Annotated in this window: 8 protein-coding genes and 2 pseudogenes; 7 read left to right on the forward strand and 3 right to left on the reverse strand. The window is 41.0% G+C overall.

Annotated features, from left to right (window positions below; translation table 11 throughout):
• Positions 1-331: 331 nt before the first annotated feature.
• Positions 332-2,764: an ATP-binding protein gene (locus NXX38_RS18360; protein ID WP_258980612.1), complete on the reverse strand. Its 2,433-nt coding sequence runs from the start codon at positions 2,762-2,764 to the stop codon at positions 332-334.
• A gap of 220 nt (positions 2,765-2,984) precedes the next feature.
• Between NXX38_RS18360 and NXX38_RS18365 the strand changes: the two are divergent.
• The 3 genes and pseudogenes from NXX38_RS18365 to NXX38_RS18375 all read left to right on the forward strand — a co-directional run bounded on the left by NXX38_RS18365 (position 2,985) and on the right by NXX38_RS18375 (position 11,138).
• Positions 2,985-5,684 (forward strand): annotated as a pseudogene (locus NXX38_RS18365) (hypothetical protein).
• 174 nt (positions 5,685-5,858) lie between these two features.
• A pseudogene (locus NXX38_RS18370) lies at positions 5,859-10,060 on the forward strand (malectin domain-containing carbohydrate-binding protein).
• Between the two features lie 232 nt (positions 10,061-10,292).
• Positions 10,293-11,138, forward strand: coding sequence for an AraC family transcriptional regulator (locus NXX38_RS18375; RefSeq protein WP_217722609.1), 846 nt, complete (start codon positions 10,293-10,295; stop codon positions 11,136-11,138).
• Here NXX38_RS18375 and NXX38_RS18380 read toward each other — a convergent pair.
• The gene (locus NXX38_RS18380) at positions 11,135-12,637 is read right to left on the reverse strand and encodes a PAS domain-containing sensor histidine kinase (RefSeq protein ID WP_217722611.1); all 1,503 of its coding nucleotides are present in this window, start codon (positions 12,635-12,637) and stop codon (positions 11,135-11,137) included. The two genes, NXX38_RS18375 and NXX38_RS18380, sit on opposite strands and share 4 nt — an antisense overlap.
• Positions 12,638-13,199: 562 nt before the next feature.
• Entirely contained in the window at positions 13,200-14,723 is a 1,524-nt protein-coding gene (locus NXX38_RS18385; RefSeq protein WP_258980614.1) for a TlpA disulfide reductase family protein, read from the reverse strand.
• 153 nt (positions 14,724-14,876) lie between these two features.
• Here NXX38_RS18385 and NXX38_RS18390 point away from each other — a divergent pair, with 153 nt between their 5' ends.
• The 4 genes from NXX38_RS18390 to NXX38_RS18405 all read left to right on the forward strand — a co-directional run bounded on the left by NXX38_RS18390 (position 14,877) and on the right by NXX38_RS18405 (position 23,186).
• A complete protein-coding gene (locus NXX38_RS18390) occupies positions 14,877-18,155 on the forward strand; it encodes a glycoside hydrolase family 2 TIM barrel-domain containing protein (protein WP_258980616.1) in 3,279 nt (1,092 codons plus the stop codon).
• A 36-nt stretch (positions 18,156-18,191) separates the two neighbouring features.
• Positions 18,192-21,041, forward strand: coding sequence for a glycoside hydrolase family 2 TIM barrel-domain containing protein (locus tag NXX38_RS18395; RefSeq protein ID WP_258980617.1), 2,850 nt, complete (start codon positions 18,192-18,194; stop codon positions 21,039-21,041).
• 94 nt (positions 21,042-21,135) lie between these two features.
• Positions 21,136-21,822 carry a response regulator transcription factor gene (locus NXX38_RS18400; protein ID WP_195650330.1) on the forward strand — a complete coding sequence of 229 codons (687 nt, stop codon included), beginning with the start codon at positions 21,136-21,138 and terminating at the stop codon, positions 21,820-21,822.
• The gene (locus tag NXX38_RS18405; protein WP_195650331.1) at positions 21,819-23,186 is read left to right on the forward strand and encodes a HAMP domain-containing sensor histidine kinase; all 1,368 of its coding nucleotides are present in this window, start codon (positions 21,819-21,821) and stop codon (positions 23,184-23,186) included. Before NXX38_RS18400 ends, NXX38_RS18405 begins: the two co-directional genes overlap by 4 nt.
• Positions 23,187-23,241: the final 55 nt, after the last annotated feature.

The raw sequence follows: 23,241 nt of genomic DNA on the forward strand, positions 1-23,241 counted from the left end.
AACGTGGCGGGAAATTTGAAAAAGACGATTGTGTTTTTCAAGTTTCCCGCTGTCTTTTGAAAAGAACCGATGAAGAAGTGACAGGTGTGACAGAGGATTTATAACATTCGCGATTTTTTTTTATTAGAAAATATAGATAGAAAAATAAAAAAGTAATAAGTTGCAATTCCTCTGTCACACCTGTCACTTTTTGTTTTAATTTTAGGTATACCAAAAAAGAAAGTGGTAAAGAGAATCGGCTACAGGATCCTGCAGCCGATTCTTGTTGGAGGCCATTCATTATTAGTACTAACCATCATTCATAGAATACCCCCTTTCATATATAGTCAGTCTAGTCAGCAGCGTGGTACGGGTGTGTAAACCAGAAGCAGGAACCTACTCCTTCAGTCGAATCCACGCCAATTTCTCCTCCCATCTGGGAAACAATGCTCTTACAAATAGAAAGTCCGAGTCCTGTACCTTGGGCAAAAGTATTCAGTTTCACAAAACGTTCAAATACGCTCTTTTGCTTTTCTTCCGGTATTCCCATTCCTGTGTCGTGCACATAGAATTTTATTTTCTGATGGGATATTTGTTCGTAGCCAAGGGTGATAGTGCCTTGCCGGGTGAACTTTAATGCATTATTTATAAAGTTACTGATTACTTGGGTGAATCTATTCTTATCTGTGTAGATATAACATTCCGGCAGTATCTCCTCAAAAATCAGTTCAACGCCTTTACCCACTTTCATACCCATTGATTTGATGATTTCAGAACAAGTCTCGTTTACATCTACATTGGTATATACAAAATTAAATGTTCCAGCTTCAATTTTCGAAAGATCGAGAATGTCCGATATCAGTTGCAAAAGAAGTTCATTATTCTCTTGTACGATTTTGATATATTCCTGCCGTTCGCTTCTGCTGTCCGTTTCTGCCAGAAGGCTGGAAAAGCCAACAATAGCATTGAGAGGAGTACGAATCTCATGACTCATATTGGCCAGAAAAGCCGACTTCAGGCGATCCAGTTCTTCCGCTTTATCGCGGGCAATAATCAATTTCTGTTCAGTCTCTTTCAAAGGCGTGATGTCGTAATTGATACATAGCATCTCAATAACGCCGTCTTGCGGACGGTAATCTCTGACCATTACATTAATACTGGTCCATGTATATTTACCATTTTCTCTGCAGACACGAACTTCTTTGCGCAAACTGGTTGCTTTTCCTTCTTTCACTTCGCGTACAAAGTTCTTCAGAACCGCCTGATCTTCAGGAACCACATGAGCATATACTCCGATAACCTCCGGCATAGGAATACCTTCCTTTTCTCCCAAATTCCTGTACCATGTATCCTGGGCATACCCGTCTCTTGTCAGTACATTGAAATGGGCAAACCCTACCTTGGCATAATCACCGATCAGGAGAAACAGATTTTCAAATTCCTGTATCTTAGTGTATGCATTGGTTGTCTCTGTCGTATCTATATTGATAAATAGATAGTTGATAAATCGGTTTTGAGAATCATAGAGAGCGGTAACTTTAGTAGTAAGATTGATAATCCCTTCCCTATGAGTGTCTACATACTGATTTATTTTTGAGAAATCATAATTGATGGAGAAATTTACATCTTCTTTAGCTTTCAATTTTTCTTTTATCTCTGAAGGAATATTAGGATTGTTGAACAAGTTGACTCCTAAGGCCTCATTTTTGTCAGATAAACCAAATATTTCAAGTTCTTTATCATTGATGTCTACCAGATAACCGTCTTTATCGTAAAGTTCGACACCTGCTGGAAGATTCTTGTAGATGTTTCTCAATATCTTTTCGCTGTTGTCCAAAGCAATACGATCTTCTTTGGCCTGCAACTCCGATTTCCGTAATCCGATGCAAATACTGATAATATTTGCGAGGGAGGAGAAGCATTGATAATCCACATTGCTCCAGCTTCGTTGTGTTCTTACCATATCGATTCCCATGTAGCCCCATACTTCTTCTTTGGATATTAAAGGGACTACCATCAGTGATTTAATATCCTGCATTTCTAATGTACGGCGATATTCTTCTGCTTCTTTTGGCATGTCATCCAGAGTGTTCAGGATAATTGCCCTTCTTTCGGCTATCTGATGATTCCACCAAGTAGACGGGTCCCAAGGGATATTACTTAAGAAATCCTGTTCTTTGGAGATGCCTTCGGCTGTGGCTTCATAAGTACAGTCCTGGCGTTGTTTTTTTCTGTTTATTTCGAAGATATAAATACGATCACCCTGAAACTGTTTGAGGAGATCTCCTAATGTCTCGTTAATCACTTGAGTCACATCATCACATTGCAGAAACGCAAGCAATGAATATGAAATATTATTCTGCTGATAGAGCAAACTGCTGACTTGAAGGAAATCAATGTTTCCATTTGAATTATCGATAGGTCTGTCAATATATTGTAGAAAGCCGGTCATATTCCTGTATCCCTCTTTATCAGGCTTCTGGAAACTGATTTTGGAGTACACCCAAATTTCCCCGTCTTTTGCCCGGATAGGAAACATTTGTTCGTAAGTCTGTAAATTGGATAAGGACAGGTATTCGTTTTTAAGACGTAGCCGATGGTCTTCACGTATTCTTTGATGGAATTCGGTGAAACTGATACGGTTACTTTTAAGACCGAGTAAGTCTACAATAAAGTCAGAGCAGATATATTCTTGATTCTTCAAATCTGACTCCCACCATCCCATTTTGGCCATTTGTGCTATCTGAACGTATTTTTCATAGTCATAATTTGTTTGTTCTTTCATATTGTCTGCTCTTGTTTTCTGTTTTTATATTCTAAGACACTAGCTGGCAAAGATAAGTATAACTTTTAAATAATGAGGCGTTTGTGTATCATCGCGGGAGGAAAATGGCAGTCTGGTGCCGAAAAGTGGAAAAAGAGACAAATGAGTACAAACAGGGGATTATTTCGTCTTCTTCTTAGTTAGGAAGTGAATTATATAATCTATAATATATATCAGAAGAATGAAAAATACCAGATTATTCATGTTTGCGGCATGCACACTTTTTTTAGCAGCGTGTGGCAGGCAAACCGTGAAGATTATGACTCCGCCGGATGCGTCAAATCGTGTTTTGTTTGGTGCGGAGCAGTTACAGGCTACCTTGGATAAAGCCGGTTATCAGGTAATGATGCAGCAGGGAGATACTACATTCTCCGATCCCGAAATCAAAACAATCTTGCTGACGGAAGTGAATGACACGACACTCAAGAAAGAAGGTTTTCACATTACGACGACCGGCAATCTGACCAGAGTGTCCGGCATGGATGGGAGTGGCGTCATTTACGGATGTCGTGAACTGATAGACCGTGTGAATGACTCGGATGGTCGGTTGAATTTCCCGGAAGAGTTGAAAGACGGTCCTGAAATGGTATTGCGTGGGGCTTGTGTAGGATTACAGAAGATGACCTACCTGCCGGGACATGGTGTGTACGAATATCCGTATACTCCGGAAAGTTTCCCTGGTTTTATGATAAAGAACAGTGGATTAAATATTTGGATATGCTGGTTGCCAACCGCATGAATTCATTGTATCTCTGGAATGGACATCCGTTTGCATCATTGGTGAAACTGGAAGATTATCCGTTTGCACTGGAAGTAGATGAAAAAACATTCAAGATGAATGAAGAAATGTTTTCTTTCCTCACAGAAGAAGCGGACAAGCGCGGTATCTTTGTGATACAGATGTTTTATAATATTATTCTTTCCAAACCTTTTGCTGAACATTACGGGCTGAAAACACAGGACCGTAATCGTCCTATTACTCCTTTGATTGCCGATTATACACGTAAGAGCATTGCTGCTTTCATAGAAAAATATCCCAATGTAGGACTACTTGTTTGTCTGGGGGAAGCAATGTGTACGGTAGAGGATGATGTGGAATGGTTTACAAAAACAATTATTCCGGGAGTGAAAGACGGATTACAGGCATTGGGACGAACGGATGAACCGCCTCTTTTGTTGCGTGCACACGACACGGACTGTAAACTGGTGATGGATGCTGCATTGCCGCATTATAAGAATCTTTATACGATGCATAAATATAATGGTGAATCGTTGACAACTTACGAACCTCGTGGCCCCTGGTCGAAAATACATACAGATTTGAGTTCATTGGGTTCCATCCATATCAGTAACGTACATATCCTGGCCAATCTGGAACCGTTCCGCTGGGGCTCTCCGGATTTCGTACAGAAAGCGGTAACTGCCATGCACAATGTACACGGTGCCAATGCACTACATCTTTATCCGCAAGCTTCCTATTGGGATTGGCCCTATACGGCTGATAAATTACCGAACAACGAACGTGAGTTCCAATTGGATCGTGACTGGATTTGGTATCAGACATGGGGACGTTATGCATGGAACTGCCACCGAGATCGTACAGATGAAATGGGGTACTGGAATCATCAGTTAGGCAAATTCTACGGAACATCTGACGAAAATGCAAGCAATATCCGCATAGCTTATGAAGAAAGTGGTGAGATTGCTCCGAAGCTATTGCGTCGTTTCGGTATCACAGAAGGAAATCGCCAGACATTATTGCTGGGTATGTTTATGAGTCAACTTGTCAATCCATATAAATATACCATCTATCCGGGATTCTATGAAAGTTGCGGACCGGAAGGGGAGAAGCTGATAGGAATATGTAGAGAAAGAATGGAAAAAGCAACCTCATGTAGGTGAAATGCCTTTGGATATTGTTGCTCAAGTAATAGAGCACGGGGATAAGGCAGTAGCGGCTATTGATAAGGCGGCCGCCTCCGTATCTTCAAATAAGGACGAATTTGCCCGTTTACAAAATGATATGCATTGTTATCGTGAATTTGCGTATGCGTTCAACCTGAAAGTGAAAGCCGCCAAGCTGGTATTGGATTATCAATGGGGCAAAGACATCAAAAAACTTGAAGAAGCTATTCCTTTGATGGAACAAAGTCTGGAGCATTATCGTAAATTGGTGGAATTGACAGACGAACATTATTTGTATGCCAACAGTATGCAGACAGCTCAACGTCGTATTCCTATCGGTGGAGATGATGGAAAGAATAAGACTTGGAAAGAATTGCTGGTACACTACGAAAAAGAATTGGAGAACTTCAAAGCTAATCTCGTCCTGTTGAAAGAAAAACAGAATGGAAATGCGGTGGCTGAAACTGTAGAGATTGCTGCCTGGGCTCCTGCAAACGTAAAACTGATTTCTAATTATCCGGCAGTGAAAGTGGAGGAGGGCACTTCTTTATTTGTCGATCTTCCGGGTAAGATAGAAGCAGTAGCCCCTGAATTGAAGGGAATGAAAGCGCTTCGTTTCAATGGAAACGAGCAGAGAGAGAAAGGTACGAGTATCACTTTTGAAACAGATGCTCCGGTGAAATTATTAGTAGCCTATTTCAAAGATGACCAGAAAAAGTATGCAAAGGCTCCGAAACTGGAAATCGATGCATCAGCCAATGATTACGGTCAGGCGGAACCTGTGTTGACGAATGCTGTCCGTATCAACGGAATGCCTTTGGCAAATGTACATGCATATAGTTTTCCGGCCGGAAAGCATACGCTGATGTTACCCAAAGGTTATCTGCAAGTACTAGGATTTACTGCTGCGGATATGAAGGTGCGTAATGCCGGACTTGCCGGGGATGAAGAAACAATGGATTGGTTATTTTACTAAGTCCTTACCACTAATCAATTGCTATCTTTTTAGGCACGGATTACACGGATTAACGCGGTTGTTTTGCAATAATGACAACACTAAAGACAGTGAATTCCGTGTAATCCGTGCCTAAATTATCATATAAACTAATTATGAACATCATTATATGAATGATTATAGATGAAAAATATCATGAAGAAGTTATTGCTGGCTGTTTTTAGTATAACCACTACTTTCTCTCTGTATGCGCAACGCGAAGTTCCGCAGGAACGGATGGAGCAGATTTATGAGGAAGTGAAGACACCGTATAAGTACGGTCTTGCCATCGCACCGGCAGACAATCATCATAAGATCGATTGCCCCTACCGTTTTCCGTCAGGGAGACAAGTGGTTGATGACCTACGTCGTCTATAACGGTAAAAGTGGAATGGACGGACGCGGATACGAGACATGGATAGCGGAAAGCGACAATTTGCTTGAATGGCGTACTTTGGGACGAATTCTTTCTTACCGGGATGGAAAATGGGACTGTAACCAGCGTGGCGGCTTTCCTGCATTACCGGATATGGAATGGGGTGGAAGCTATGAACTTCAAACTTATAAAGGCCGCCATTGGATGACGTATATCGGTGGCGAAGGCACCGGCTACGAAGCAGTGAAAGCTCCGCTTTACATCGGACTGGCATCAACAAAAGGAGATATTTCCACTGCCCACGAATGGGAATCTCTGGACAAACCGATCTTGAGCATCCATGATAAAGATGCCCAATGGTGGGAGAAACTGACTCAATATAAGAGTACTGTTTATTGGGATAAGGATAAAACATTGGGCGTTCCGTTTGTAATGTATTACAATGCAGGTGGCCGTCATCCGGAAACGGATTTAAAAGGAGAACGTGTCGGCATCGCTCTTTCCAAGGATATGAAGACCTGGAAACGTTATCCGGGAAATCCAGTCTTTGCGCATGAAGCGGATGGAACAATTACAGGAGATGCACATATCCAGAAGATGGGTGATGTGTATGTGATGTTCTATTTCTCTGCTTTTGAGCCTTCGCGTAAATATAAGGCATTCAATACGTTTGCCGCCAGCTATGACTTGGTACACTGGACGGACTGGAAGGGGGCTGACTTGATTATTCCTTCCAAAAACTATGATGAATTGTTTGCTCATAAGAGTTATGTGGTAAAGCATGATGGGGTGGTTTATCATTTTTATTGTGCGGTAAACAACGCAGAGCAACGTGGCATTGCCATCGCTACCAGTAAGCCGATGGGACGTTCGGCGGTTCGCTTTCCGAAACCGGAAATTAAAAATCGTCGGTTAATCACTACATTGAATGAGGGTTGGAAGACTTGGATTACAGAAGCGACTCATTTGAAAGGTAATTTTATGATGCCTGCAAAGACGGTGAATATCCCTCATAATTGGGATGATTATTATGGATATCGCCAGTTGACACATGGAAATATGCATGGAACTGCCATGTATGTGAAAGACTTCACCGCCGATATAAAATCCGGGAAACGATATTTCCTTCGTTTTGATGGAGTGGGTACATACGCTACCATTAAAGTAAACGGAACGGACTTCGGACGTCATCCTGTTGGACGTACTACATTAACCTTGGATGTTACAGATGCAATGAAGCAGGGAACAAATCGCCTGGAAGTAAAAGCCGAGCATCCGGAAATGATTGCCGATATGCCTTGGGTATGTGGTGGATGTTCATCGGAATGGGGATTCAGTGAGGGGTCACAGCCCTTCGGTATTTTCCGTCCTGTGGTGCTGGAGGTGACCGATGAAATTCGTATAGAACCTTTTGGTGTACACATCTGGAATGATGAAAAGGCTGTTAACGTATTTGTTGAAACGGAGGTTAAGAATTATGGTAAGACAACAGAAACGATAGAGTTGGTCAATAAACTAAGTAACGCTGATGGAAAACAAGTTTTTCGTTTGGTTGAGAAAGTAACTTTGGCTCCGGGAGAAATGAAAGTCGTTCGCCAGCAAGCTCCTGTCGAGAAACCTGTTTTGTGGGATACAGAAACTCCATATCTCTATAAACTAGCCAGTATGATTAAGCGTGATACGAAAACTACGGATGAGATTTCAACACCGTTTGGGATCCGTACCATTAGCTGGCCAGTCAAACGGAATGATGGAGACGGACGTTTTTACCTGAACGGAAAACCGGTGTTTATTAATGGGGTATGCGAGTACGAACATCAGTTCGGACAGAGCCATGCATTCAGCAATGAACAGGTGGCTGCAAGAGTAAAACAGATACGTGCGGCCGGGTTTAATGCATTCCGGGATGCTCACCAGCCCCATCATCTCGACTATCAGAAGTATTGGGATGAAGAGGGAGTCCTCTTCTGGACACAATTATCTGCTCATGTATGGTATGATACTCCGGAGTTTCGCGAGAACTTCAAGAAGTTACTTCGTCAATGGGTGAAAGAACGTCGCAATTCTCCTTCAGTGGTAATGTGGGGATTACAGAATGAAAGTACTTTACCTCGTGAATTTGCACAGGAATGCAGTGATATTATTCGTGAGATGGACCCGACTGCAAAGACAATGCGTGTCATTACAACTTGTAATGGCGGCGAAGGTACAGACTGGAATGTGATTCAGAATTGGAGCGGTACGTATGGGGGGAGATGTGACTAAATATGGTCGGGAACTTTCTCAAGTTAACCAATTATTGAATGGGGAATATGGAGCATGGAGAAGCATCGGTTTGCATACGGAACCGGAAGATTTCCAAGTGAATGGAGTGTGGAGTGAAGACCGTATGTGTCAGCTGATGGAAACCAAAATCCGCTTGGCGGAGCAGGTTAAAGACAGTGTTTGCGGACAGTTTCAGTGGATATACAGCAGCCATGACAATCCCGGACGCCGCCAACCGGATGAAGCATATCGCAAAATAGATAAAGTCGGTCCGTTCAATTACAAAGGATTGGTTACTCCATGGGAAGAACCGTTGGATGTGTATTATATGTATCGTGCCAACTATGTTTCCGCAGCCAAAGATCCGATGGTCTATCTCGTATCCCATACATGGACCGACCGTTTTGAGAAAGGACGTCGCCGTGCTACTATAGAGGCTTACAGTAATTGTGATTCAGTGTTACTTTACAATGATATGACAAATGAAAAGGCAACCTTCCTCGGACGTAAAAAGAACAACGGAACGGGTACTCATTTTATGTGGGAAAACCGGGATATTCGTTATAACGTACTTCGTGCTGTGGGATATTATAAAGGTAAACCGGTATCGGAAGACTTAATTGTGTTCAAGGGTTTGGAACAGGCTCCCAACTTCGAACTTCTTTATCTGGATGATAAAAAGATATTAAAAGGAGAGGCAGGATATAATTATCTATATCGTCTTAATTGCGGAGGAGATGATTATACAGATAGTTTCGGACAGTTGTGGTTGCAGGACAATACGAACTATTCCCATTCATGGGCGGAAAACTTCAAGGATCTGAATCCATATCTTGCCAGCCAACGTACCACCAATGATCCGATTCATGGCACTCGTGACTGGAAGTTATTCCAACATTTCCGTTTCGGACGTCATCAGTTGGAAGTTCGTTTTCCTTTGGCAGATGGAACCTATCGTATTGAACTGTATTTCACAGAACCCTGGCATGGCACAGGCGGAAGTGCTTCCACCGACTGTGAAGGACTGCGTATATTCGATGTTGCCGTGAATGATTCTGTCGTATTAGACGACTTGGATATCTGGGCAGAAAGCGGTCATGACGGAGTTTGCAAGAAGGTGGTATATGCCACAGTTAAAGGGGGAATGTTAAGAATTAATTTCCCGGAAGTGAAAGCAGGTCAAGCCTTAATTTCGGGCATTGCTATTGCTTCCACAAATATGGAACTGAAACCGACGGTATTCCCTGCATCCGATTGGAGTTGGGAAAAGGCAGATAAAGAAGTGATGGAAAAGACTCCGAAAGAGTTGCTTCCTGAAGACAAGAACGCCCGTGTCAGTGTAGCCTATGAAGCGGAAGCTGCTACATTGAAAGGTAACTATCAGAAGAAGGAACATCGTAAACAGACAGGAGTGTTCTTTGGCAAAGGAAAAGGGAACAGCATTGAATGGAATGTTTCTACCGGATTGGCTCAAGTGTATGCTCTTCGCTTTAAGTATATGAATACTTCCGGAAAACCAATGCCTGTCCTAATGAAGTTCATAGATTCGAAAGGGGTGGTATTGAAAGAGGATGTATTGACCTTCCCGGAGACACCGGATAAATGGAAGATGATGAGCACCACCACCGGAACCTTTATTAATGCCGGACATTATAAAGTATTACTTTCGGCAGAAAAGATGGATGGGCTCGCTTTTGATGCGTTGGATATTCAATAAATTCCCACTATGAATTGAATTATCTTATTCATAGATAATAAAGAAACGGAACATAAGAAAGTTGATTTTGCTTTCTATGTTCCGTTTCTTTATTTTCTCTCTTTTTTCTCAAATTGCTTTCTTAGAAATAAAATATAGATGTTATTTTTTTAAGATTCGATATTCTGATTTTAATTATTCGGAGAGTATGTTTTAAATAATCTCTATATTTGAAATCAAAAACAAAATAACAATGGGAAGCGATATACCCAAGTATGATTTACAGATTGATTATATTGTAGGAGAAGGGTTTGAAAGACACTTATTAAACAGATACATAAATTTTCCTTGCAAGATAGAATCCGGTTTCTTTATTCTATGTATGAAAGGAACTTTGCAGATAACAATCAATACTAATACTTATAATATTGAGCGTAATGATTTAATGACTTTACCTCCCGATTATTTGATGGAGATTCATGGCTGTTCACCGGATATTCAGATTTATTATGCTGGTTTCTCATCCCGTTTTATAGAGAGCATTAATCTGATGAAATCCACGCAACATCTTCTTCCTGTTATCAAAGAAAATCCGGTTGTCAGATTATCCCAAGCAGATGCCAATAATTATAAAATGTTTTATGAATCATTTATTTGCTCTTATAAATCGTTGTGGACGAAATCAAATAAGGAAATAATAAAGGCAGTTCTCACCATATTTATTCAGGGAGCAACAGAAGTCTATAAAGCACGGAGTGACTTGAAGCTATTCTCTTCGTCCAGGAAATATGAAATTTATCAGGAGTTTCTGCAATTAGTAATGAAGCATTATACGGTTCATCACGGAGTTTCGTTTTATGCCGAGCTTTTAGGAATCAGTTTGCCTCATTTCTGCTCGACAATCAAGAAGGTAACAGGAGATACCCCGTTGAAAATCATTGCTTCAGTGATTCTGATGGATGCCAAGTCCCAATTAAAATCGACCAATGAACCTGTAAAGAATATTGCTTTATCCTTAGGATTCAGCAATATTTCTTTTTTTAATAAGTTTTTCAAGCAACACACCGGTACCACTCCCCAGGAGTACAGGGGAAATTAATATTCCCTTTGTCCGCTTAGTGGTAGTGTAACCGTAAAACGACTACCTGTTCCCGGTTCTGATACAACGGAAATTTCTCCTTGTAGATGTTCTACGATAGTTTTGCAAATGGAAAGTCCCAATCCTGTTCCTTGCTTGAAAGTATTCACTTTATAGAAACGGTCGAATATATCTTTTTGACATTCATACGGAATTCCTACACCGGTATCTTCTACGAATATCTGAACAGCATCTGTTTTTGTTTCATCCATCATAAACCCGAAATGAATGTATCCTTTTTCTGTAAACTTCCGGGCATTATTTATAAAATTGCATATCACTTGTCTCAAACGAGTAGTATCTGTCATAATGTAAACATCATAATCCGGCAGTAATGCTTTTATCTCTATTTCAGGAATAGGCTTCATAGCCTGTTCTTTTTCTATATCATTGAGAAGGGATTTTAAAGAGCGACTGTCAAAAGTGAATTTTATTGTATTAGATTCGATTTTAGACAAGTCGAGTATATCATCAATCAACCTAACCAAGTGTTCGCTGTTAATGCTGATTAATCTTACGAAATCTGCCCGTTCTTCGTCACTTAATTCATAATAAGTAGAACCTATTACATCAGAAAAACCGACTATTGCATTCAGTGGAGTACGAATCTCGTGACTCATATTAGCTAGAAAAGCCGTCTTGAGTTTATCACTCTCTTCCGCCTTTTTGCGGGCTTCTATCAATGTATTCTCAATATCCTTATATTCCTGAATACTCATACAAATACCTACTAAGCGATATGGATGCCCCGATACGTTTGCAATATACGTGGATTGTCCTTCGAACCATTCCCACGTTCCATCTCCGCGATGTAAGCGAAAAGGGATAACTTTTTCAAACGTCTCGATACCACTAAGTTGAATAATGAAAGCGTCAGCCATAGCCTGACGGTCGTCCGGGTGAATCATTTCCACATATTTATCCATCGTCAGTGTATTATTTATACCCGGAGTGATTCCTAAATGTTCAAAATAACGATAATCGAGCGTAAATTCACTTCGGGCTATGTCATAATACCAAGGATATATTTTAGTTCGCTGTAAAGCTGTGTTTAGAATATATTCTTGCGTGAGTTCCACTGTTATATTACGAAAAAAGAATAGAATATCTGTCAGTTCACCGTCAGCTCTGACTGTCACGAATCGTCCGTTCACAGGAAATTGAGTATAATCGTTTTTCTCCTGAATATCTATGTGTTCGGGCAATGTGTATCCTTGCTCACCTTTGCGTAGACCTTCCATAACGACAGGAAGAATATTTTCTTTATGATATATCAAATTGATTATATTTTCTATCTGCAAAGGTTGGGCGAATTTATCTAGCGAAGATTTTATATGTAACTCTGTTTGTGCTTGCTGATTAATTTGAGTCACCTCTCCATCAGAGTTTAATACAAGTACTCCGTCAGGCAGAATATTCAATAACTCTTTGTCGTATTCTATTCTCTTATCAATATTCATCTTTATTTTGTTTTTATAGTCATACCTTCGACAATTCGAAGAATATATAACAAATAACGTGATTTTTTCGAGAAGTAGTATCGACCGATCAGCTCTTTTTTCTTTCCAAAAATACTTATTTAAATTTACAATACCTATCATGTTAATATGATATTCTGAATTTAATATTCAATGTTTTGATTTTAATTGATGGTATGCATATGCCAAGATTGATATAGCTTGATGATAACTGTGGTAGTAATCATCAAAATTAGAAGTTGAAATGTGAAAATATACTACGTACTGATGTCGTCTTGGAAAATGAATTGTATTCGATTTGTACAGAAAATACATGTGGTTGCCCAGTTCGAAACTTTTTTGTCGCAAGATATTGATATTCAAACGAATATAAACCGTGTTTTTGGTTTAAAACCAACAGGCCGTTCCTTTTTAAAGAAACGGAATACTCCTTAAAAACCTGTTTTTTTATGGACTACTGCTCGCATAATTTAGTGTTTTGTTTATTACCATTCAAAACATATGAAAGTCGTTTTGTTCTTATTATTAACTTTTCTATTTAGCTTTATTTTGTGAGTCTTACCCCATTTATCTGCCAATCATTTTTATTTTGACCTTCAGTGATACTAAATGTCTTTGTTAGAGTAGATAAGGGGGCAAATATTAAAGAAAATTCGGCTTCTCCACTCTCGGGTAGAAAGAAGTGCTCACCGGGCTTAATTCCATTTGCTCTTTTTAAGGTATATGATGTCCCTTTTTCATCTACTAATTTAATATTCGGACTAACTTGTATCCAATACTTTGGAATGTAGAAAGCTTTCAAGCGAAGAACCGTAGCTGTATCTGTCAGTTCCACTTGTTTTATTTCGACAATATCAGTATTCGTAAACTCCACCACCGGATAATTCACGATTTTCGTATTGCCTTGCAGAATGATACTTGTTTCATGTTTGGGGGCATCCAAGTATCTCCGCATCTTTAGTTTCAGGGTGCCTTTACCATATCCCGACCACATTTTCATAATTTTGCCTTCCGGTGAAATAAGAACATAATTGGGGATACCACGAACACCGTATTTAGCATATAATCCGGCACTTTGTTTCAAATCGCTTAAATTCTGCCAAGTCATTTCAAGCTGTGCTGAAGCAGTCGTCCATCGGCTTTTAGTATCCGAGCTAAGGCTGACAATAGTAAGACGCTCTTTGTATTGCTCCTGAATTTCCTTCATTTCAGGCAAAGCCATAATACAGGGGCCACAGCCACTACTCCAAAAATCAAGTAATATATAATTTCCTTTGAAATCTGTCAAATGATGAAGTTTTCCGTTCAAATCAAAAAGGTCGGTATCTGCCATATCATCTCCTTCTTTAACTACTGTAGGCGGAAAGAGATTTACCGTTATTTCTTGTCCTTGCATAGAGGACTTCTGCTCATCGTTCAATCTGTTATACAAAGCTATTGTTTCTTCTTTATAAGAGAATTTCGGATTATATTTCGCAGATGTACTAAGTCTTCCTAACTTTTCCATCCAAATAGTAGAAATAGGCAGTTCTTGCATTAATTTTAATTCCCTACTACTGATGAGGTCTGATATACTGTCTTTTTTTGCACGAATTGCCTTTCGTTCCGTTTCCAGAGCTGAGCGCATTCCTTTTTCTTTAATGCTCAATCGTTGAAATTCATCCCATAAATCACGTGAAACATCTATGAAACGATTATACTCCTGCTGCTCTTTTACCGGACTGTCTACTTTCCAAGTATATATTAAGGTATTTGTACCAGTCACTTTTATATTAGCATTGGGGGCTGCATAAATAGACAACGACATAGAGGGAAAATCTTGTTCCCGAGTACACATGAGAGATAATCGGTCTAAACCACTTTCCCCTGCGTTCCTTTTGAAATGGAATGTGCCATTACGTATACTATCTGTGGCTACTGTACTTCCCACATTGCCATCAAGCAGAAATAACGAAACAAGAGTTCCATCTTTTACTCCTTCCACGTGACCTTCAATAGTATATTCCTGTTGTGCTTGTATGGCGAAACAGCTTAATAAGAGAAGGTTGCTGAATAGTTGTTTTTCCATAATATTATTTTTAGAATTAGAAATGGTTTGCAAGGTAAAGTTTTTCTTTAAGGGGTGCACTAACCTTTATTATTCTTTAATATTTTCGTAAAAGAAAAGGGTACAAAATCGTGCTTTATCCGTCTTCTTGATATGAAGTAAAAAGTACGAAGAATGAAAATATATACTTTACTACTTGGAATACTACTTCCCGGCTCAATATCAGCACAAACTGTTCATGACTGGGAAAATCATCATGTACTCCAAATTAACCGTGAGCCGGCGAGAGCTGCTTTCGTTCCTTACTCTGTACAAAAAGGCGATTGTTCCATGAGTTTGAATGGAACTTGGAAATTCCGGTGGACTCCTGTTCCCGAACAAAGAATCGTTGATTTCTATCAGAAGAATTTTGATGATAAAGGTTGGAGTGATTTTGAAGTACCTGCAAACTGGGAAGTGAACGGGTATGGTACACCTATTTATGTATCAGCAGGTTATCCGTTTAAGATAGACCCGCCTAGAGTGATGGGAGAGCCGAAAGCTGACTATACTACGTATAAAGAGAGAAATCCCGTAGGACAATACCGTCGCACGTTTATTCTACCTGCCGGATGGGAAGCTGACGGACAAATATTTCTTCGCTTTGAGGGCGTAATGAGTGCTTTTTATGTTTGGATAAATGGTGAACGGGTAGGATATAGCCAGGGTAGTATGGAGCCTAGTGAGTTTAATGCTACTAAGTATCTACAACCCGGTGAGAATCAGATCTCATTGGAAGTGTACAGGTATAGCGATGGTTCTTATTTGGAAGACCAGGACTTTTGGCGTTTTGGGGGAATTCACCGCAGCATCCATTTGATACATACACCGGATATTCGTATCCGTGATTATACAGTACGTACTCTTCCTGCATCGACAAATGATTATCAAGACTTCATTTTACAGATAGACCCGCAATTCAGCGTATATGAAGGAATGAGTGGCAAAGGTTATACTTTGCAAGGAGTGCTGAAGGATGCTTCAGGGAAGGAAGTTGCTACATTGAAAGGGGATGTGGAAGATATTCTCGATTTGGAACATAAGGCTAGCCGGATGAACGAATGGTATCCGCAACGCGGTCCCCGGAAGATGGGACGTATGAGCGCTCTGATAAAATCCCCGATGAGATGGACGGCGGAAACTCCCTATTTGTATCAACTACATTTGACATTGTTGAGCGATGGCGGAAAAGTGATAGAGCAGATAGAACAGGCAGTGGGCTTCCGCTTTGTAGAAATAAAAAAGGGGCAGTTGTTGGTTAATGGGAATCCGGTACGTTTTCGTGGGGTGAACCGCCACGAACATGACCCTCGGACGGCACGCGTCATGAGTGAAGAACGAATGCTTCAGGATATTCTTTTAATGAAGCAGGCTAATATAAATGCGGTACGTACGAGTCATTATCCGAACGTAAGTCGTTGGTACGAACTGTGTGATAGTTTAGGATTGTATGTGATGGACGAAGCGGATATAGAAGAACATGAATTGCGCGGAACATTGGCAAGCACTCCCGACTGGCATGCAGCATTTATGGACCGTGCAGCTCGTATGGCGGAGCGTGATAAGAATTATCCAAGCATCGTCATGTGGAGCATGGGAAACGAGAGTGGTTATGGACCGAACTTCGCCGCTATCTCTGCATGGCTGCATGATTTTGACCCGACTCGTCCTGTACATTATGAAGGAGCACAAGGAGTGGATGGCAATCCTGACCCGAAAACTGTCGATGTTATCAGCCGCTTTTATACCCGGGTGAAACAAGAATACTTGAATCCCGGTATTGCCGAAGGAGAGGATAAAGAACGCGCTGAAAATGCACGTTGGGAACGGTTGCTGGAGATTGCGGAACGCACCAATGACGACCGTCCGGTAATGACAAGTGAATATGCACATTCCATGGGAAATGCATTGGGAAATTTCAAGGAATATTGGGATGAGATATATGGCAATCCCCGTATGCTGGGTGGTTTTATATGGGATTGGGTAGATCAGGGAATCTACAAAACTTTACCCGATGGCCGTACCATGGTGGCTTATGGTGGCGATTTTGGTGATAAACCGAATTTAAAAGCGTTCTGCTTTAATGGATTGCTGATGAGCGAGCGTGAAACTACGCCTAAATATTGGGAAGTAAAGAAAGTGTATGCACCCGTCGAACTAAAAATGGAAAACGGGAAACTGAAAGTGACGAACCGGAATCACCACACCGGCTTGTCTCAATATTGTTGCCTATGGACTGTGTCAATCGATGGAAAGCAGAAAGAACAGGGAGAAATTACCTTACCGGAAATAGCCCCCGGAGGGAGTCAGACGATAGATTTGCCGACTTTCCACTCATTGAAAGGCTCCGGTTCTTTGAGTAATCAAACAAAGAGAGGTCAAGGGAAAGCTCTGTCTGATTGCCAGCTAAAAGTAAGCATCGTTTTGAAATCGGATGCCCTTTGGGCAAAAGCAGGGCATGAAGTGACTTGGGAGCAATTCTGCTTGCAGAAAGGAGATTTGATCTCTACTGATCTAGTCAATAAAGGAACACTTCAAGTGAAAGAGGATAATCAGTCCTTATTGATTAGCGGACGCGGTTTTTCCGTTCAGTGGGAAAAGAAAATGAACGGAAGCATGACTTCCCTTATATATAATGGCAAAGAAATATTGGCTCATTTAGATGATTTTCCAGTTCAACCCGTCACTCAAGTTTTCCGTGCTCCGACAGACAATGACAAGAGTTTCGGGAATTGGCTGGCTAAAGACTGGAAATTGCATGCAATGGATAGTCCGCAGATAAATTTAGAATCTTTCAACCATGAAGTACGTGCAGACGGGGCGGTAATTGTACGGATTCAAACAAGCAATTTATATAAAGAAGGAAAAGTGACCACAACTTCTGTTTATACTGTTTCTTCAGATGGAACGATTGATTTAAAGACGACTTTCCTACCACAAGGAGTTCTTCCCGAAATCCCCCGTTTAGGAATCGCATTCTGTCTGACACCTGCTTACAATACATTTACCTGGTATGGCAGAGGACCACAGGACAATTATCCTGACCGTAAAACATCTGCCGCTATAGGGCTTTGGAAAGAAAATGTGGCGGAACAATATGTGCATTATCCCCGTCCGCAGGATAGTGGAAATAAAGAAGAAGTACACTATCTTACCCTGACTGACAAACAGAATAAAGGTATTCGTGTTGATGCGGTAGAAAATGTGTTTTCCGCATCTGCTTTGCACTATACTGTGCAGGATATCTATCAAGAAACTCATGATTGTAATTTAAAACCACGTGCGGAAGTCATTCTAAGTATGGATGCTGCCGTGCTTGGATTAGGAAACAGTAGTTGCGGACCGGGTGTATTGAAGAAATATGCCATAGAGAAAAAGGAACACACGCTGCATCTACGTATCAGTAAGCAATGATAGAAATAAATAACTAACACAATTATAAAAGTAACAATGAAAAAAGTAACCACTTTATTATCAACCTTAGCGTTGGCAACTACCTTGGCTGCTCAAAACCTTCCACAAACGGAAAGGCAATATCTCTCCGGTCACGGATGCGACGACATGGTTGAATGGGACTTCTTTTGTACCGACGGACGCAATTCCGGGAAATGGACGAAAATTGGTGTACCTTCCTGCTGGGAGCTGCAAGGATTCGGCACCTATCAGTATGGAATCACTTTCTATGGTAAACCATTTCCTGAAGGCATTGCCAATGAAAAAGGTATGTATAAGTATGAGTTTGAAGTTCCGGAAAAATTCCGCGGCAAACAGGTGAATCTTGTATTCGAGGCTTCAATGACGGATACGGAAGTGAAAGTGAATGGACGCAAAGTGGGTTCCAAACATCAGGGGGCTTTCTATCGTTTTTCATATAACGTCACGGATTTCCTGAAATATGGTAAGAAAAACCTGTTGGAAGTCACTGTTGCCAAAGAGAGTGAAAATGCTAGTGTGAATCTGGCTGAACGTCGTGCTGATTATTGGAATTTTGGAGGTATCTTCCGTCCGGTATTCCTGGAGGTGAAACCTGCTGTAAACCTGCGACATATTGCTATTGATGCAAAGATGGATGGATCTTTCCGTGCCAACTGCTACACCAATATCTCCAATGACGGCATGAGTATTCGTACACAGATTCTGGATAAAAAAGGAAAGAAGTTGGCGGAAACCACTGTACCTGTAAAAGCGGGTGGCGACTGGACTTCTCTGCAACTGAATGTCTCTAACCCTGCACTATGGACTGCGGAAACTCCGAATCTTTATAAAGCTCAATTCTCCCTATTGGATAAGGACGGTAAAGTGCTGCATAGTGAAACGGAAAACTTTGGTTTCCGTACCATTGAAGTACGTGAAAGCGACGGACTTTATATAAACGGAGTGCGTATCAATGTACGTGGTGTCAATCGTCATAGCTTCCGTCCTGAAAGTGGCCGTACATTGAGTAAAGCGAAGAATATCGAAGATGTTCTTTTAATGAAAGACATGAATATGAATTCTGTCCGTTTGAGCCACTATCCGGCTGACCCGGAATTTCTGGAAGCTTGTGATTCTCTCGGGCTTTATGTGATGGATGAATTGGGAGGCTGGCATGGCAAATATGATACGCCCACCGGAGTACGTCTGATTGAAGGCATGATAGAACGTGACGTGAATCATCCGTCTATTATCTGGTGGAGCAATGGTAATGAAAAAGGATGGAATACTGAATTGGACGGAGAGTTTCATAAATACGACCCGCAGAAACGTCCGGTTATTCACCCGCAGGGCAATTTCTCCGGTTTTGAAACAATGCATTACCGCTCTTACGGAGAAAGCCAGAACTATATGCGTCTGCCGGAAATCTTTATGCCTACAGAATTCTTGCATGGTTTGTACGATGGAGGTCATGGTGCCGGATTATATGATTATTGGGAAATGATGCGCAAGCATCCCCGTTGTATCGGTGGTTTCCTTTGGGTATTGGCAGATGAAGGAGTGAAGCGTGTGGATATGGATGGCTTCATTGATAATCAGGGAAACTTTGGAGCCGACGGTATTGTAGGACCACATCACGAAAAGGAGGGTAGCTACTATACTATCAAGCAGTTATGGAGCCCAATACAGATTATGAATACTTCTATCGACAGGCTATTTGACGGCAAATTCTCCGTAGAAAACCGTTATGATTATCTGAATCTGAATACTTGTCGTTTCCTTTGGAAGCAAGTGAAGTTTCCACAGGCAACGGATGCTTCTAATACCGCTGCTCAAGTGTTGAAAGAAGGAGAAGTGCAGGGTAGTGACGTGGCTGCTCATTCGGCAGGTGTCTTGGATATAAAAACAAATATCCTCGCCAATACAGATGCTCTTTACCTGACAGCTATTGATAAATACGGTCATGAACTTTGGCGCTGGACTTTCCCGGTTGATAAACTGAACCAGCAAACTGAACCGATCTCCCTCTTATCCATCCGCCCTACCTATACGGAAACTGAAAATGATCTCACAGTAAAGGCGAACAAGCGTACGTTCATCTTCTCAAAGAAAGACGGACAATTAAAAGGAGTATCTGTAGATAATCGTAAAATTAGTTTCGCCAATGGTCCCCGCTTCATTGGAGCCCGTCGTGCAGACCGCTCATTGGATCAATTCTATAACCATGATGATGAGAAAGCAAAAGAAAAAGACCGTACATATAGCGAATTCCCCGATGCTGCCGTATTTACGAAACTGGACGTAAAACAAGATGGAGGTGATCTGATTGTTACCGCCAATTATAAACTGGGCAATTTAGATAAAGCTCAATGGACAATCAGTCCGAGTGGGGATTTGGTTTTGGATTATACCTACAATTTCTCCGGTGTGGTGGATTTAATGGGTATTTGTTTCGATTATCCGGAAGATCAGGTAATCAGTAAACGCTGGTTGGGAGCCGGACCATATCGTGTATGGCAGAATCGTATTCATGGTACGCAATACGATGTATGGGAAAACGACTATAACGACCCTATTCCTGGTGAAACTTTCACTTATCCCGAATTCAAAGGATATTTTGGAGATGTTTCCTGGATGAATATCCGGACGAAAGAGGGCATTATCAGCCTAACAAACGAAACTCCCGATGCTTATGTCGGAGTATATCAGCCTCGTGACGGTCGCGACCGTTTGCTTTATACTCTTCCCGAGAGTGGAATTTCTCTTCTGAATGTGATTCCTCCGGTACGTAATAAAGTAAACTCCACCGATTTGTGTGGTCCTTCCTCACAACCGAAATGGGTAAATGGTCCACAAACCGGACGGATCGTTTTCCGGTTTATATAAATAAATAATAAAAAGGTACTCAATATAATGTGGGTACCTTTTTTTATTTTATTTTTGTTTCGTTTTATACATCCAGATGAATGAATTCTTTCCTATGTACACAATACTAATTATAGAAGATGAACCCAGAGTTGCAAGTTTGCTGATGAACGGGCTGGAAGAAAATGGTTATCAGGCAATGGTGGCTTATGACGGATTGATGGGGTTACGGCTTTTCCAGACCCATACATTCGATTTGGTCATATCCGACATTGTTCTGCCCAAGATGGACGGATTTGAACTGGCGAAAGAAATTCGCAAGACCAATCCCCATATCCCTATATTAATGTTGACAGCATTAGGATCAACGAATGATAAACTGGACGGTTTCGATGCCGGTGCAGACGATTACATGGTGAAACCCTTTGATTTTAGAGAGTTGAATGCCAGAATCAAAGTACTCCTGAAACGTGTGGCAGGCAATACACAGGAATTGCCGCAGGAACTTGTTTATGCAGATTTACGTATTGACCTTCAACGTAAGGACGTAGAACGAAACGGCATATCCATAAAACTTTCTCCTAAGGAATATAACTTGCTGCTATATATGGTAGAAAATGCTGAAAGAGTATTGAGCAGGGTTGAAATAGCAGAAAAAGTATGGAACACCCATTTTGATACAGGAACGAATTTCATAGATGTATATATCAACTATCTCCGTAAGAAGATAGACAGGGATTTTGAACCAAAACTTATTCATACCAAAGCCGGAATGGGTTTTATACTGACTGATAAGTTATGAAAATCAGAACAACACTGACCCTACAATATGCAGGGCTGACAGCTGCGGTATTCTTCATATTTGTCATAGCCGTCTACTATGTGAGTGAACATTCGCGTAGTAATGCTTTCTTTCGTAATCTGCAAAGTGAAGCTATAACCAAAGCACATTTATTCCTAAAAAATCAAGTAGATGCGCAAACTATGCAGTCTATTTATCTAAATAATCAGAAGTTTATTGATGAAGTAGAAGTTGCTGTCTATACAACCGATTTTAAAATATTATATCACGATGCACTGCAGAACGATATTGTCAAGGAAACACCGGAGATGATAAAGCGAATTCTGAAACAGAAGGATATCAATTTCTATGTGGACGAATATCAGGCAGTAGGATTGGTGTATCCATTTGAAGGCAAAGATTATGTTGTTACCGCTGCCGCCTATGATGGTTACGGATACGCCAATCGGGATGCGTTAAGAAATATACTCATCCTGTCATTTATCGGAGGATTAAGTGTATTGGTGATTGTGGGTTATATCCTGTCTCGAAGCACTTTAAAACCAATACGCAGCATTGTCAAAGAAGCGGAGAAAATTACCGCGTCGCATATCGATAAAAGATTGCCCGTGAAAAATGAGCAGGATGAACTGGGGGAATTAAGTACGACATTCAATGCTCTACTGGAACGCCTGGAGAAGTCTTTCAACTCACAGAAGATGTTTGTCAGTAATGTATCTCATGAATTGCGTACTCCCATGGCGGCCCTTACAGCCGAACTCGATTTAGCTTTATTGAAAGAACGTACCTCCGAACAATATCAGATGGCTATTGGCAATGCTCTTCAAGACTCCCACCGAATTGTAAACCTGATTGACGGACTATTGAACTTGGCAAAAGCCGATTATCAGCCGGAACAGATAACAATGGAAGAAGTCCGTCTGGATGAACTGTTGCTGGATGCCAGAGAACTGGTATTGAAAGCGCATCCGGATTATCATATCGAATTAGTCTTTGAACAGGAAGCCGAAGAGGATAATGTACTGACAGTCATCGGAAACAGCTATCTGCTGACTACCGCCTTTGTAAATCTGGTAGAGAATAACTGCAAATATTCTTCCAACCGGACTTCATCAGTCCTGATCGCCTATTGGGAGCAATGGGCAATCATCCGCTTATCCGATAATGGTGTAGGCATGTCCGATGCAGATAAGGAAAACCTGTTTAAACTGTTTTATCGTGGAGAAAACAAGAATATTGCTCCCGGAAATGGTATAGGCATGAACCTGACACAAAAGATTATTCACCTTCACAAAGGCGAACTTACCGTATCTTCCCATAAGGATGAGGGCACTACCTTTGTGGTAAAACTCCCGCATATCTAAGAAATTCTAATCGTTTTCTAATATCACTCTAATCATTCTCTAACAGCTTCCTTGT

The sequence above is a fragment of the Bacteroides sp. BFG-637 genome (genome assembly GCF_024793605.1).
GTDB classification, from domain to species: domain Bacteria; phylum Bacteroidota; class Bacteroidia; order Bacteroidales; family Bacteroidaceae; genus Bacteroides; species Bacteroides vicugnae.